We start from the raw sequence: 15,225 nt of genomic DNA, 5'->3' as shown, positions 1-15,225 counted from the left end.
CTCCCCTGGCAGGTCAGGTGTTGAGGTTGAATCCCATCTTGTTCACCATGGCAGACATCCCGATGAAGGCGACACCCTCGTAGCACGTGGTCGCGCTGTTGGCTACGCTGCCGGCCGGGCACGTCACGGTGCTGCCCCAGGAGCCGCTGATCAGGCCGCGGGCCTGCATGTCGTTGCCGTAGGTGCCGTCCGCGCTGGTGACGACCGGGCCGCCGCTGTCACCTCGCGCCACCGCCATGCTGGTGTCCGTCCGTATCGCCTGGACGACGTTGCTCCGGTCGACGCCGCCGATGTTCATCGTGACCCCCGCGTACTTCACCAGGAGGTTGATTCTGCACGTCCTTGACGTTCTGCGGGACCTCGCCCTTCCAGTACAGGGAGAGCTCACCCGCTTTCGGGTGCACCACGACTCCGCCGTACCCGCCGGTGCGCTCACTCTCCGTGCCGCTGGTGCGGCGAGCGCGTCCAGTTGGGCCTGCCGCTTGAGGGTCGCCTTGTCCACCGTGGCGAGAGTGGAGGACGTCGGGATCCAGCGTTCACCTGAGTGTTCTTCGGAGACGACGCGGCCCCGGCGAACGGGGCGACGGCTAGGGTCGCTTGTCCGGCTATCATTCGTTGAACGTGTTCAATTGAATGCGTTCAAGTGGAGGGGGCGTGGGGTGGCTGAACAGCGGAAGGTGTCCGGTCGGCAGCGGGGTTGGGCCGTGGCCGGGGCGCTGGCGGCGTGGGGTGCGGTGGCCGGGTGGCTCGCTCGCGGTACCGAGCCGGACGGGGTGTTCGTCGCGTTCGTGGTCACGGCGGTCGCGGCCACCGTCCCGCTCCTGTTGCAGGACGGCCCCCGGACCTTCGCCCGGGCCTGCCTCGTCAGCGGGTTGGTCCTGCTGGTGTGGGGACCGCTCGGTGCGTCCATCGGCGCCTTCTGGTTCACTCCCGCCGCCTTCCTGCTGCTCGTCGCCGCCTTCGTCGACGCCGGAAACCGCCCGGGAGCGTGGTTCTCGGTGATCGCGCCCTTCGCGGCCGTGGTGGTCACGGCTCTGTGCCTCGCGCCGGCCCACGACTCGCCGTCGGAGAACGAACCGCCGCCCTCCCTCCACGCGGCGCTCGACTCCGCGAGCCGGGTCCGCGACCAAGACCTCGGTCCGGGCCTGGAGCGGCTGCGGGACTTTGGCGCGGTCGGGGTCGAGACGGTCGAGACGGAGCCCGGCCGACCGGTGCTCGTCGTAAAGATGCCCAGGCACTTCACGGGAGGACAGAGCCAAGAGCGGCTCAGGGAGGAGGTCCTACGGCTGCCGGGCGTCCTCGACGTGCGCGTCTGCACGTTCCACACCTGCTGACGCCGGCCGAACCGACAGCACCGCTGCGGCGGCCGAGCGCCTGTCGGGCGGTCCGACGGACTGGTTGCCCGGCGGATTCAGGTGCGCTGGTCGGATGCGTTCCTGAAATCGAGCGTGGTCCTGGCTGCCTCGGACAGCTCCCCGACTCCGTTCTGTGCGAACGTGCCGAGGGTGCTCGCGTCACTCCAGGCACAGATGGACAGGGCGGGGTTGTTCTCGTAGTGCCCGCAGGCCAGACGGCCGCCGAGCGGGCCGGCCGGATACTCCGCCGAGTCGCTGCTCCTGGCTCCGGCGAAGAAGTTCCGGAACTCCTGCGTGATCGAGTCCCTCTGCTTCTCGGCGGCCAGCTTCTGCGACCACTGGGTGGTGTCGACGTGGAGGATGCCGTCGGCGCGGCCGTCACCGTCGCGGTCGTAGTACCAGGTGCGGCCACGCGGAGGGCGGGCGGCCTCCGCCCGCCGGTAGGAGGCCGTCTCCTCCTCCGTCATCAGCCGGTAGCCGTCCAGGGTGTCGGGCGGCGTGATCGTACGCGCACCGGCCGGGGCCGCTTCGGCTTCCACCGGGCCGCTCGCGGCCCCGGCGGTCTCCGCCGCGCGCGACTCCGGCCTGTACGGGAGTACGGCACTCACCACCGCGCCCGCCCCGAGCAGGCCCAGGATGATCAGAACCGTACGACGCCGGCGCACTCGCAGCGCCGCGGTGTGCCCGCCGGCGGCGGCGCCGGGAGGCAGGGCACCGGCCCGCCGCCATGACGTGGTGGCGAACCAGAGCACGAGCATCAGCACTGCGGCGCCGACGAGGATGCCCAGCGCCCTCCCGCTTTCGTACGCCTCGGAGGTGGCGCCGAGGGACAGGTAGATCATCACCGGCGCATCGTACGCATGCCCGAAACCCGCGCGTCGGCCCGTCCGGGCAGCCGAAATCCCGTGGAGCTCGCCTGCGTGGCGTGGAATGCTCATCGGCGACCGCTGACTGAAGAGAAGGCTGAAAGACGTGTACGTACCGCCCTCCGCACGCGCTCTCGATGATGACGAGCGTGAGCTCGTGGAGCTGGCGCGCCGCACCATAGACGCGCACACCGACGCCGGGCCCGACGAAGACGGGATCCACACGATGGGCGCCGCGGTCATGGCCGCCGACTACCGGATGTTCGCCGGCGTGAACCTCTACCACTTCACCGGCGGCCCCTGCGCCGAACTCGTGGCTCTGGGAGCCGCACGAGCCCAGGGCGCCCGCCAGATGCGCTGCATCGTCGCCGTGGGAAACCACGGGCGGGGGGTCGTCGGCCCGTGCGGGCGTGACCGGCAGGTCTTCGTGGACTACTACCCCACCATGCGCGTCATCGTGCCCACGCCCGAGGGACCCAGGTCCGTTCTCGCCGCCGACCTGATGCCCCTGACTCAGCGATGGACCCCGGAGGCGGGCATGAACGGTCTCGACCCCTCGCTCTATCAAGACCCCGAGACGGCCGGCCCTCCGATCATCCGGTTCAACCCCCGCTACCTCGAAGCCGTCCGCTCCGGCGCCAAGACCAAGACCACCCGCTACCGGGACCCGGCCCGGCCCGGGCCGGCGCGGCTGGTGTTCGAGAGCGACCCCGAAGTCGTGCTGCCGGCGGAGGTGACCGGCGTCAGGCACTGCCGGGTCAGCGACCTCACCGACGAGGACGCCCGGGCCGAAGGCCTGACGACCGCGAGCGAACTCCGGGAGAGCCTCAAGGGCCACTACCCGGATCTGACGGGAACCGACGAGGTCGACGTGATCACCTTCCGGATCGACGACACGTCAGGCGCCGCCGCTTAAGCCGCTGGCCGTGGCACGGGGGTTGTACGGGGGCGGCGCACCGGCCGGGGGGCCGGTGCGCCGTGGGGGGTCAGCGGTTATCGTGGAGTTCCTGGTGCATCTGGGGCTGGTCGTCCTCGCCCTGGGTCAGGGCGAAGCGCTGGATCTCGTTGTAGCCCTTGGAGGCGATGCCCAGGATGTCCTTGTACGGGTTGACGCCCGTGGCCTTCTGCGCGGTGCCGCCCAGCAGGCCGCCGCCCACGCCGCTGACCAGGCCGTGGCCGGCGGCCAGGGGCTCGGCGGCCGCGCCCAGGACGCTCTTGGGCAGGCCGGCCATGTCGGCGTACTTGTCGGAGAGGGCGTGGCGGACCATCGCGAAGAACGCGTCGTGGACGCCCGGCGGGTAGAACTTCTTGTAGAAGTCGACGGCCTGCTTCGTCATGAAGACGCCGTCGTCGGTCTTCTTCCACTCCTTGTCGCGTTCCTGGTTCCACATGGCCTCGACCACGTCCGGGTCCTTGGGGAGCAGCCACTTGTCGGGGGTGCCGAGGTAGTGGTTGACGTAGTGCCAGGCACACATGAAGCCCTTGGCGTCGTCCTTCGACACGTCCACCCCCAGGCGCTTCATCGCCTGGAGGATCTGGGTGGAGAAGACGCAGGCGGCGCCGGAGGTGTACTTCTGCGAGACGGGCTCACCCCACTTGGCGTAGTCCCATTCCCCGCTCTTCTTGTGGAGCTGGCGGACCGAGGCGTGGACCAGGCGGACCTTGGTGACGTTCGCGGCCAGGCTGCCGTCCCGGAGGGCGTTCTTGTCGCCCATGTCGAGGAAGAGGCGGGAGGACTGCGACAGGCGGCGGCCCGGGCCCTCGACGCCGCCGAGGCGGCCGGTGGAGCGGAGGGTGAAGGCGCCGGTCGGGGAGAGGTAGGTGCCGATGAGGCCGACGGTGCCCTGGAGCATGGACACCTCGCCGTGGTGGCGGGCGAAGAAGGACTCGGCGGCCTTGACGTCCGCCTCCGACCAGTCCGGCGGCGCCGCCGCGGCCTCCTTGAGGAACGTCGCCAGGCGCGGCGGGAGGGTGGAGAAGTCCATCCCGGGCTTGAGGGTGCCGATGGTGCGGAACAGGGCGTTGACCCCGTCCACTTCCTTGTTGTCGATCAGGTCGGAGACGAGCTCGTCGGCCTTCGGGTCACCGACCTTGCTCGCCGCTTCCAGCTCTTGGGCGATCGTCGCGGTCGTCAAAGCCACAGGGAAACCTCTTCCTGGAGGTGTGCGTGGGCAGGTGGGTAGGGGCAGGGGGCATCCCCGGCGGAGATGCGTGTGCCGGGCCGGCGGTGAAACCGACCAGCGGCATGCTCGCGCCGCCCTCGTCCGGTCCCCAACCCGGCAACGATGCCGGATCGTTTGCTCCTCACCCGTGTAGCCCAACCCACCTGCCGCCCAGGGGCGCTCCGCTCTCCCACGAGCCCCTCCCGGGCGCCGTGGGCTCCCCCGCCGGGCGCCCCTCCGGGAGGGTGACGGCCTGCGCCGTGTGCGCTCTGACCTGCTGAAACGGTCCACCTGGGCTGCGTGCCCATCCCGGTGAGTGAGCCGGGCTTCAGGGAACGGCACGTCCGGCCGGCGGTCCGGTGAGCCGACGACCCCCAGCTCGGCGGTCTTCGACGGCCCTAGCCGACTGCGCACATGGCCGCCGGGCAGCAGCAGGGCCACGGCCCTGACCGCTCCCTCTCCCTGCCACCGCGTCAGGTCCGCAACCCACCATGGGCGTTGATCAATATCATGATCGGGCCGGGCCCGACCAGGACCCCTCCGCACAGGGCAGAAGTGGCCCTTCGTGGGCGGTGTGATGAGGTGATCCCGCACAAGATCGCAGCGCAGGGACACAGAGGGGGCGGAAGTGCGGGGCAGGACACGTCGAGGTGGGTCGTGGCGGAGGGCGGCGGGGGTCATCGTCGCGGCATGGGCGGTCACCGCAGGCACGGTGACTCCGGCGGCTGCCGATACCGACCCCCGGGGCTACCTCACGAAGATGAAGGCCCAGGAGATGTGGAAGGTCGCCGACGGCACCGGTATCACGGTGGCCGTCATCGACAGCGGCGTCAAAGACGTTCCGGGACTGGAGGGGCGGGTCCTTCCGGGCGTTTCGTTCATGGAACCGCCGTTCGAACGTCCGGATGTGACATATCCGCCGCACGAGGACTTCGTCGGGCACGGGACGACCATGACCGCAGCGATCGTCGGCGACGGCTCGGCGGGAGGCCCCCGGGGCCTCGCGCCCGGTGCCAAGGTCTTGCCCATCCGCACCAGCGTCGGCACGCCCATGGCCTTCGCCGTGATCCCCGAAGCCGCCAAGGGGCTCCGCTACGCGGTCGACCACGGAGCGAAGGTCATCAACCTGTCCCTCGGCGCGTTCCCGGGGTGGCCGATCGACAAAATCAAGCCGGCCGTCGAATACGCCCAGAGCAAGGGTGCGCTCATCTTCGCCGCCATGGGAAACGAAGCGGAGCGCGACAACTACAACAACACCGTCGCCTCCCTGCCGGGAGTGCTCGGTGTGGGTGCCGTGAACGACGAAGCCGAGGCCATGCCGTTCTCCTCGCACGGGCCCGACACGGACCTGTCCTCCATCGGCGGCAAAGTCATACGCCGGTGCACCGAGAACACCGGCTGGTGCGTGGGAGACGGAGGTACCTCGTACGCCACCGCTCTGGCCTCGGCTTCCGCCGCGCTGGTCTGGTCGGCTCACCCCGACTGGACCGCGAACCAGGTGGCCCGTGTCCTCATCCAGACCGCGGGTGGCCCCATTGACGGCTCCAAGCGCGACGACTGGATCGGCTACGGAGTCGTCCGCCCCCGCAAGGTACTGCTCGACCACGAGGGAGACCCGGGAGCACCGGACACCGACCCTCTGGCGAGCCCGGCACCACCCGCGAAGGTCCCCTCCTCCCCCGCCCCTCAGGGAACGGACGCGGCGCCACACCATGCGGAGGCGGCGGATGCGCCGTCCGGGTCCGTCCCCTGGAAATGGCCGGCACTCGGCGCCGGCATCGCCCTGAGCCTCGGCGTCACGGTCCTCGTCAGGCGCCTTCGCCGTTGACCCTTCCAGCGCCTCGGCGGCGCCGGCGCACCACCGATCGCGCGGCGGCGGGCCGGGCCTCAGGGGCGACGGGTGGATGTGGATCAAGGCACGGGCTCGGCCGCATACCGTGGAGGCTAGGGTGTGACGCCGTACTCGGCGGATCGCTCCCCGGAGGAGGGTGGGAATGGGGCTCACGGACGTGGACCACGCGGGGCTGGTCGTCGCGGCGCAGGCCGGTGACGACCGGGCGCGCGAGGAGCTGATCGCCGCGTACCTGCCGCTGGTCTACAACATCGTCAGGCGAGCGCTGAGCGCCGACGCCGCCGCCGACACCGACGACGTCGTCCAGGAGACCCTGCTGCGCGCGGTGCGCGACCTGCCCGCCCTGCGTGCCCCCGAGAGCTTCCGGTCCTGGCTGGTGGCGATCACGCTCCGCCAGATCACCACGCACTGGCAGCGGCACCGCGCCCTCGCCGACCGGACCGCGGACCTCGACGAGGCACTCCGGATACCGGCTGCCGGCGCCGAACCCGAGGACGCGACGATCCTGCGTCTGCGGATGTCGGACGAGCGCCGCCGGGTCGTCGAAGCCGGCCGTTGGCTCGACCCCGACCACCGGGTGCTGCTGTCGCTGTGGTGGCAGGAGTGCGCCGGCCTGCTGAGCCGTGAGGACATCGCCGCCGCGACGGGCCTCACCGTCGCCCATACGGGCGTGCGCCTGCAACGTATGCGCGAGCAGCTCGACCTGAGCCGGACGATCGTCGCCGCGCTGGAGGCCCGCCCGCGCTGTCCGGGGCTGGACGAGACCGTCGCCGGCTGGGACGGTCTGCGTGCACCGGTGTGGCGCAAGCGGATCGCGCGGCACACCCGCGACTGCCGGGTCTGCCCGGCGGCGACGCAGCGGGTCCCCGCCGACGAACTGCTGCTGCTCACCCTCACGCCGCTGGCCGTCCCGGCCGGACTCGTCGCCGCGCTGGCTGCCAAGGGTCTGCTGTCGGGTGGCGCCGCGAGCTCCGCCGGGCTCGCCATGGCACCCGCCGCCGCCGGCACGGCGACGGGGGGAGGCGGGCTGCACGGCGCGCTGAGCGCCAAACTGCAGGTGGTGACCGCCCATCCGCTGCTGAGCCTCGCCGCCGGCGCGGTGCTCGTCGCGGGGACCGTCACCTACGCGGCCTGGCCCGAACCGGCGCACCGGGAGCCCGGCGTCACCGCCGCCCGCACGGCGGGCGATCCCACGCCGGTCCCCCCGGCCACCACCACGCCGGCCGCCCCGTCCCCATCCCCATCCCCGTCCCCGTCCCCGTCCACGCCCCCGGTGAGTCCGTCCGCCGTCGTCGGCACCGTTCCGCTGGGCGCGCGGTCGCTGGAGTCGGTGGACGAACCGGGGCTGTACCTCTCGTATGCCGAGGACTTCGCGACGCTCGGCCGGGTTTCCGCCTCCAGCGGCGCGCAGGCGCGCAAGCGGATCACCTTCACGGTCGTCCAGGGGCTGGCCGACACGCGGTGCGTGACCTTCCGCGCGGCCGACGGCCGCTATCTGCGCCACCGTGACCTGCGCCTGCGGCTGAGCGCCGACGACGGCAGCGAACTCTTCCGGGAGGACGCCACCTTCTGTCCGCGCCCCGCGGCGGTCGCGGGGTCGGTGACCCTGCACGCGCACAACTATCCGGGATCGGTCATCCGCCACCGCGACGGCGGCATCTGGCTCGACGGCTCCGACGGCACGCGGACCTTCGCCGGACAGGCGTCCTTCCTCGTGCGCGCGGCCCAGGACTGAGGTCCGCGCCCCGGGCCTGCCCCGGGGACGACCAGGCCGGCGGGCTCGTCATAACACTTTCCGCCTGCGAGATGCATCACCGGGCGATCGTCCGGGCGGGGCGACTTTTTCGTTACGGGGCCGTGCGTTCGGAAGCCTCCACTTCGTGGGGTTTTCCTTTCCGCCGCTCACCACGTGGTGCCGGCGCGGAAGGTTCCCCGGCTTCCACCGTACGTATCGCCTGAAGAAAGCCTTTCCATGACGCGAACGCGACACACCCACCGATTCCCGGTGCCCGGTCCGTACACGACCTCGGCACCCGAGGCGGCCCGTTGCCCCCGAGGTGAAGCATGACGGGCACGCACCGGCTCACCCGCCGGCGCCGGACCGTGACGACGGCGCTGGCGGCCGGCGCGCTGGTGGCGGGCGTCGTGACGCTCCTGCCTGGCTCCGCCGGAGCGGCGACCCCCCTGGGCACGCAGGCGGCCCCCTCGGGCAGGTACTTCGGCACCGCCGTGGCCGCCGGCAGGCTGGGCGACCCGGCGTACTCCACGATCCTGGACCGGGAGTTCAACGTGGTCACCCCGGAGAACGAGATGAAGTGGGACGCCACCGAACCGTCCCGGGGCAACTTCAGCTTCGGCGCCGCCGACCGGATCGTCGACCACGCCGCGGCACACGGTCAGCGCCTGCGCGGCCACACCGCGGTCTGGCACTCGCAGCTCCCGCTCTGGGTCAAGTCCATCGGTGACGCGAACACGCTGCGCGGCGTGATGAACAACCACATCACCACCCTGATGTCCCACTACAAGGGCAAGGTCTACGCCTGGGACGTGGTCAACGAGGCCTTCGCCGACGGCTCCACCCAGCACCGGGACTCGGTGTTCCAGAAGGTGCTGGGCGACGGGTTCATCGAGGAGGCGTTCCGCACGGCCCGGGCGGCCGACCCGTCGGCCAAGCTCTGCTACAACGACTACAACATCGAGAACTGGTCGGACGCCAAGACCCAGGGCGTCTACAGCATGGTCAAGGACTTCAAGTCCCGTGGCGTGCCGATCGACTGCGTCGGGTTCCAGAGTCACTTCGGCCCCGGCGGCCCGCCGTCCAGCCTCCGGACCACCCTCTCCGGCTTCGCCGCGCTGGGCGTCGACGTCCAGATCACCGAGCTGGACATCGCGCAGGCCTCCCCCGCCCACTACGCCGACACGGTCAAGGCCTGCCTGTCGGTGGCCCGGTGCACCGGTATCACGGTGTGGGGCATCCGCGACGGCGACTCCTGGCGGCGCGGCGAGAGCCCCCTGCTGTTCGACGACGAGGGCCGGCCCAAGGCCGCCTACACCGCCGTCGTGAACGCCCTCAAGGCCGCCACCGGCACCACCGGCGGGACCGGAGGAAGCGGTACCGGGGCGATCAAGGGCGTGGCCTCCGGCCGGTGCGTCGACATCGACGGCTCCAGCACGGCCGACGGCACGCAGGCACAGCTGTGGGACTGCAACGGGCAGACCAACCAGCGCTGGACCTACACCGCCGGCAAGCAGCTGACGGTCTACGGCGACAAGTGCCTGAGCGCCAAGGGCGACGGCACCGTCAACGGCACTCCGGTGGTCATCGGGAACTGCACCGGCGGCGCCGGCCAGCAGTGGAACGTCAACCCCGACGGCTCGATCGCCGGCGTCCGGTCCGGGCTGTGCCTCGACGCCGTCGGCGCGGGTACCGCCAACCGCACCAGGATCCAGCTGTACTCCTGCTGGTCCGGCGGCAACCAGAAGTGGACCGGCCCGTCCGGGACGTCGGCCCCCACGACGCCTGCGCCGACGGGCGGCACGTGTGCCCTCCCGTCGACGTACCGATGGGCGTCGACGGGTGCGCTGGCGCAGCCGGCGAACGGGTGGGCGTCCCTGAAGGACTTCACCACCGTGACGTACAAGGGCAAGCACCTGGTCTACGGGTCGGACTACTCGGGATCCGCGTACGGGTCGATGATGTTCGCTCCCTTCACGGACTGGCCGGACATGGCTTCGGCCGGGCAGGCCGGGATGAACCAGGCCGCGGTGGCGCCCACGCTGTTCTACTTCGCGCCCAAGAAGATCTGGGTGCTGGCCTACCAGTGGGGCCCGTGGCCCTTCGTCTACCGCACGTCGAGCGACCCGGCGAACCCCGACGGCTGGTCCGCGCCGCAGCCGCTGTTCACCGGCGGCATCCCCCGCACCGAATCGCCCACCGGCCCGATCGACCAGACCCTGATCGCCGACGACGAGAACATGTACCTGTTCTTCGCCGGGGACAACGGCAAGATCTACCGGGCGAGCATGCCGCTCGGGAACTTCCCGGGAAGCTTCGGCTCCTCGTACACGACCGTCATGAGCGACACGCCGGAGAACCTCTTCGAGGCGCCGCAGGTCTACAAGGTCCAGGGCCGGAACCAGTACCTCATGATCGTCGAGGCCAGGGGCGCCCACCAGGACCGCTACTTCCGCTCGTTCACGGCCCCCGGCCTGAACGGTCCGTGGACCCCGCAGGCCGCCGGCGAGAGCAACCCCTTCGCGGGCAAGGCCAACAGCGGCGCCACCTGGACCAACGACATCAGCCACGGTGACCTGGTCCGTGACAACCCCGACCAGACCATGACCATCGACCCCTGCCACCTGCGGTTCCTCTACCAGGGCAAGTCCCCGGCGGCGGGCGGACCCTACGACCGGCTGCCGTACCGGCCGGGTGTCCTCACCCTGCAGCGCTGACCTGCCCCGATCCACGGTGACACGCAAGGAGAACACCTCCCCATGAAGAACCCCACGAACGACGGGCGCCGCGGGCGCCACCGCCGCCGCTGGGCCGGGACCGGACTGCTGCTCGGTGTGCCGGCCGTCCTCGTGCCGTACCTCCTGTTCGTGCAGGACGACTCGCAGGCCGCGACGGTCGACGGCGACGCCTACTACCGGCTGGTCTCCGTACGCAGCGGCAAGGTGCTGGACGTCAACGCCTTCTCCACCGCTGACGGCACCCGCGTGCAGCAGTGGACCGACCAGAACACCGCCAACCAGCAGTGGAGGCTGCGCCCCACTGGGGACGGCTACTACGAGCTGGTGAACCGCAACAGCGGCAAGGTCCTGGGCATAGCCGGGGACTCGACGGGCCGGGCGGCCGCCGCCGAGCAGCAGAGCGACAGCTCCTCCCCCTCCCAGGAGTGGCGGATCGACGAGGTCAGCGGTTCCGACGCCGTCGTCCTCACCTCCCGCAGGAGCGGCCAGGTCCTGGACGTCTCCGCGGGCTCCGCGGCCGATGGCGCGGCCGTCATCCAGTATCCCGGCCACGGCGGCACCAACCAGCAGTGGAGGCTGGTGAAGGCGGCCGGGACCCAGGCGCCCGGATCCGGACCGTACACGTGGCGCAACGCCCAGGTGGTGGGCGGCGGTTACGTCACCGGGCTGGTGTTCAACCCGCGGGAGAAGGGCCTGCTGTACGCGCGTACCGACATGGGCGGCGCCTACCGCTGGGACACCGGCGCCGAGCAGTGGGTCCCGCTGACCGACTGGCTCGGGGAGAAGGACTGGAACCTGCTGGGCATCGACTCGCTGGCCACCGACCCGGTGGACCCGGGCCGGCTCTACCTCGCGGCGGGCACCTACACCAACGACTGGGCCGGCAACGGCGCGATCCTGCGGTCCACCGACCGGGGCCGTACCTTCCAGCGCACCGAGCTGCCCTTCAAGCTGGGCGGCAACGAGGACGGCCGGGGGGCCGGGGAGCGGCTGGCGGTCAACCCGTCGGACAACGGCACGCTGCTGCTGGGCACCCGCAAGAACGGCCTCTGGCGCAGCACCGACCACGGTGCGACGTGGAGCCGGGTGTCCTCGTTCCCCGTGAAGGACGGGGCGGGCAGCGGCGCGGGCATCTCCTTCGTGACGTACGGTCCCGCCGGCAGCGGGACGGTCTACGTGGGCGTCGCCGACAGGTCCACCTCCCTGTACCGCTCGACCGACGGCGGCGGCACCTGGCAGGCCGTCCCGGGGCAGCCCACCGGCCAGCTGCCGCAGCACGGCGTGGTCTCCGGTGACGGCTCGCTGTACCTGACGTACACCGACGCCCTCGGCCCCAACGGTGTGACGGGGGGCTCGGTCTGGAAGCGCACCCCGGCCGGCGGGGCGTGGAAGAACGTCTCCCCGTCCCAGGGTGGCTACGGGTTCTCCGGTCTGGCCGTCGACCCGCGCAAGCCCTCCACGGTGATGGTCACCACCCTCGACCGCTGGTGGCCGCAGGACGAGATCTACCGGACCACCGACGGCGGCACGACCTGGAAGGCGCTGGCCGGGACCTCGGTACGGGACGCTTCCGCCGCCCCCTACATCGGTACCGGCACCGGGCACTGGATGACCGCCCTGGCCATCGATCCCTTCGACTCCGGGCACGTGCTGTACGGCACCGGCAACGGCATCCTGCGCAGCAAGGACGCCAACGCCTCGGACGGCGGCGGCACCAGCCACTGGGCCGTGGGCGCCCGGGGGCTGGAGGAGACCTCGCTGCTGGACGCGATCGCCCCGCCCGGCGGCGCCCAGGTCGTCACGGCCATGGGCGACCAGGGCGGATTCCGCCACGGCTCCCTCACGGAGGTGCCCGCCGGGCGGCTGAAGGACCCGCTGATGGCGAACAGCACCGGGATCGACTTCGCCCAGTCCAACCCGTCGGTCATGGTCCGCGTCGGCAAGGGTGGCGAGAAGGACGGCGCCTACTCCACCGACGGCGGCATCAGTTGGCACGGCTTCGCCTCGGAGCCGGTGGGCGGCGCCGACGGCGGTCATGTGGCGCTGTCGGCGGACGGTTCGGCCATCGTCTGGACCGAGGCCGGGCAGGTCCCGTACCGCTCGGCCGACAAGGGGGCGAGCTGGTCGAAGGTCAGCGGCCTGGGCGCCGGGTCCGTGGTCGTCGCCGATCGCTCCTCGGCCGGTACCTTCTACTCGCTGGCCGGCGGGACGCTCTACGCCAGCACCGACGGCGGCGCGACCTTCACCGCCCGCGCCACCGGCCTGCCCGACGGCCGGCTCAAGGCCGTCCCGGGCATCACCGGCGACCTGTGGATCGCCGGCGGCGCCCAGGGGCTGCTGCACTCCACCGACGGCGGACGCACCTTCACCACGCTCCCCACGGTGCGGTCCGCTTCCGCCCTCGGCTTCGGCAAGGCCGCACCCGGTGGCTCCTACCAGGCCCTGTACCTGATCGGCACCGTCAAGGACGTCACCGGCGTCTTCCGCTCCACCGACAAGGGCGCCACCTGGCTCCGCGTCAACGACGACGCCCACCAGTGGGGCGGCATCGGAGCCCTCGGCGTCATCACCGGCGACCCCGACACCTACGGCCGCGTCTACATCGGCACCAACGGACGCGGCCTCCAGTACGGAGACCCGTCCTGACCCCCACGCCGGCGCGGGCGCACGCCCGGCGCGTGAGCTGAGCTGACGCGCGACCGGCGGCAGAACGGAAGGCCGCTCCTCCCGACCGGTGCGCATTCTGGGTCGGGAGGAGCGGCTTTCCGCTGGGGGGCCGGGGGCGGCAAGTGGGATGCAAGTGCCCGGCAATCGCGGTGCGGAGAGTGGGTGGCATGACCACGAGCGATGTTTCCGAACCCACCGTCCACCCCTACACCCGTGAGATGGCGATGATCCACCAGGTGTTCCGCCGCGAATCGCGCCTGCTGGCCGAGCTCGTCCAGGACGTGCGGCCCTCCGACACCGCGCGTGCCCGGGTCCTCGCCGAGCACTGGCGGCAGTACACCGTGGGCCTGCACGCCCACCACACCGGGGAGGACGAGATGCTCTGGCCGGTCCTCCTCCCCCACCTCGACCTCGACGCCGAGCAGGTCCTCGCGATGGAGGCGCAGCACCACGAGCTGACCGAGGGCATGGACGAGGTCCAGGTGCTGATGGACCGCTGGCAGGCGCGGGCGCTGCCGGAGGACCGCGACGAGCTGGCCGAAGCGCTGCGCAGGCACCACCGGCAGCTGTGCGCCCATCTCGACGAGGAGGAGCGGGAGGTCATGCCGCTGGTCGCGCTCCACGTGGGCGAGGAGGACTGGCGGGCGGTCGGGGAGCGGGGTCTGGCCGAGACGCCCAAGGACCGGCTGTTGATCGCCCTGGGAGCCATCCTGGAGGACTGCCCGCCCGAGGAGCGCCGGGAGTTCCTGGCCCGTCTGCCCGTCCCGGCGCGGGTGCTGTGGAAGCTGCTGGGGCAGCGGCAGTACCGGCGTGAGACGCGCCGGATCCGCGGCCGGCGCGCTTCCACCGCGTGAGCCGTCGTACCGGCCGGCCGCGTCCGTTCGTACCGTCCCACCGGACTTCCCTTACCGATCGAGGAAACCCCACCGATGCGTTTCGGATTCTCCGTCCCCCAGTTCGGCCCGTTCGCCGACCCCGGCCGCGCGGCCTCGATGTGTACGGCCCTGGAGGCGCTGGGCTGCCACAGCCTCTGGGTGGCCGACCGGCTCCTGGCGCCGCTGACCCCGCCCGAGGGCTACGCGGGCGGGCGGATGCCCGACCGGTACGGCACGCACCTCGATCCGCTGCTCGCGCTGGGCGTGGCGGCCGCTGCGACCGAGCGGGTGCGGCTGGGCAGCAGCACGCTCAACGCCCTGTGGCAGCCGCCCCTCGTGCTCGCCCGGGCGCTGACCACCCTCGACCTGATCAGCGGCGGACGTCTCGACGTGGGGCTCGGGCTGGGCTGGATGCGTGAGGAGTACGAGGCCACCGCGGTTCCCTGGCGGGGGCGTGGCGCCCGGATGGAGGAGACCCTGGACGTCCTGGAGGCCGTGTGGCGGCCCGGCCCGGTCGTCCACACCGGCCCGCTGTGGACGATCCCGCCCTCGACCGTCCTGCCCCGGCCCGTCCAGAGCCCGAGGCCCCCGCTGCTGCTGGGCGGGTTCACCCCGTTCGCCCTGGAGCGGGTCGGGCGGCGCGCGGACGGCTGGCTCGCGGCCTCGATGCCGCTGCCGTACTTCGACGCGCTGTGGGCGGTGGCCCGCGACGCCGCCGAGCGGGCGGGGCGCGACCCGGCGGCGCTGCGCCGGGTGTTCCGCGTCAACGCCCACGTCACCACGGCCGAAGCGGACCCCGCGGAGACGCATCAGCGGGGAACCGTGCGGCAGATCTGCGACCACCTGCGGACGATGTGCCGGGCGGACACCGACGAGGTGCTGGTGGACCTCCAGTTGACGACGGACTCGCCCGAGGAGTTCCTCGATCTGGCGGGGCGGTTCACGGCCGAGCTGAGCGGCGGCTGACCCCGGCCG

The 15,225-nt window shown here is 71.8% G+C and carries 11 protein-coding genes; 8 read left to right on the top strand and 3 right to left on the bottom strand.

Annotation, left to right across the window (positions count from 1 at the left end):
* Positions 1-13: 13 nt before the first annotated feature.
* Positions 14-319, bottom strand: coding sequence for a hypothetical protein (locus tag ABT403_RS31920; protein ID WP_344153113.1), 306 nt, complete (start codon positions 317-319; stop codon positions 14-16).
* A gap of 340 nt (positions 320-659) precedes the next feature.
* On the opposite strand from ABT403_RS31920, the gene ABT403_RS31915 reads away from it, so the two are divergent.
* Entirely contained in the window at positions 660-1,334 is a 675-nt protein-coding gene (locus ABT403_RS31915; protein ID WP_344153110.1) for a hypothetical protein, read from the top strand.
* Positions 1,335-1,411: 77 nt separating this feature from the next.
* Here the strand turns inward: ABT403_RS31915 and ABT403_RS31910 are convergent, their stop codons facing one another.
* Positions 1,412-2,200: a hypothetical protein gene (locus ABT403_RS31910; RefSeq protein ID WP_344153107.1), complete on the bottom strand. Its 789-nt coding sequence runs from the start codon at positions 2,198-2,200 to the stop codon at positions 1,412-1,414.
* A 178-nt stretch (positions 2,201-2,378) separates the two neighbouring features.
* Here ABT403_RS31910 and ABT403_RS31905 point away from each other — a divergent pair, with 178 nt between their 5' ends.
* Positions 2,379-3,137 (top strand): ASCH domain-containing protein, encoded by a 759-nt coding sequence (locus ABT403_RS31905; protein ID WP_344153104.1) that lies wholly within the window; start codon positions 2,379-2,381, stop codon positions 3,135-3,137.
* Between the two features lie 70 nt (positions 3,138-3,207).
* Here the strand turns inward: ABT403_RS31905 and ABT403_RS31900 are convergent, their stop codons facing one another.
* Positions 3,208-4,362 carry an oxygenase MpaB family protein gene (locus tag ABT403_RS31900; RefSeq protein ID WP_344153101.1) on the bottom strand — a complete coding sequence of 385 codons (1,155 nt, stop codon included), beginning with the start codon at positions 4,360-4,362 and terminating at the stop codon, positions 3,208-3,210.
* Between the two features lie 781 nt (positions 4,363-5,143).
* Here ABT403_RS31900 and ABT403_RS31895 point away from each other — a divergent pair.
* From ABT403_RS31895 to ABT403_RS31870, 6 genes are all read left to right on the top strand, one after another.
* Complete coding sequence (locus tag ABT403_RS31895) at positions 5,144-6,211, top strand: S8 family serine peptidase (RefSeq protein ID WP_344153098.1); 1,068 nt, start codon at positions 5,144-5,146, stop codon at positions 6,209-6,211.
* Positions 6,212-6,377: 166 nt separating this feature from the next.
* The gene (locus ABT403_RS31890) at positions 6,378-7,970 is read left to right on the top strand and encodes a sigma-70 family RNA polymerase sigma factor (RefSeq protein ID WP_344153095.1); all 1,593 of its coding nucleotides are present in this window, start codon (positions 6,378-6,380) and stop codon (positions 7,968-7,970) included.
* 329 nt (positions 7,971-8,299) lie between these two features.
* Positions 8,300-10,687 carry a non-reducing end alpha-L-arabinofuranosidase family hydrolase gene (locus ABT403_RS31885; RefSeq protein WP_344153092.1) on the top strand — a complete coding sequence of 796 codons (2,388 nt, stop codon included), beginning with the start codon at positions 8,300-8,302 and terminating at the stop codon, positions 10,685-10,687.
* 42 nt (positions 10,688-10,729) lie between these two features.
* The gene (locus ABT403_RS31880; RefSeq protein ID WP_344153087.1) at positions 10,730-13,354 is read left to right on the top strand and encodes an RICIN domain-containing protein; all 2,625 of its coding nucleotides are present in this window, start codon (positions 10,730-10,732) and stop codon (positions 13,352-13,354) included.
* 188 nt (positions 13,355-13,542) lie between these two features.
* The gene (locus tag ABT403_RS31875; RefSeq protein WP_344153084.1) at positions 13,543-14,229 is read left to right on the top strand and encodes a hemerythrin domain-containing protein; all 687 of its coding nucleotides are present in this window, start codon (positions 13,543-13,545) and stop codon (positions 14,227-14,229) included.
* A gap of 75 nt (positions 14,230-14,304) precedes the next feature.
* A complete protein-coding gene (locus ABT403_RS31870) occupies positions 14,305-15,216 on the top strand; it encodes a TIGR03619 family F420-dependent LLM class oxidoreductase (protein WP_344153081.1) in 912 nt (303 codons plus the stop codon).
* The last annotated feature ends 9 nt before the right edge of the window (positions 15,217-15,225 follow it).

Source organism: Streptomyces sp. NPDC000075, assembly GCF_040301925.1.
GTDB lineage: Bacteria > Actinomycetota > Actinomycetes > Streptomycetales > Streptomycetaceae > Streptomyces > Streptomyces polychromogenes.
The sequence above is the reverse complement of the archived record's forward strand: the minus strand, read 5'-3'. Positions and strand labels throughout refer to the sequence as shown.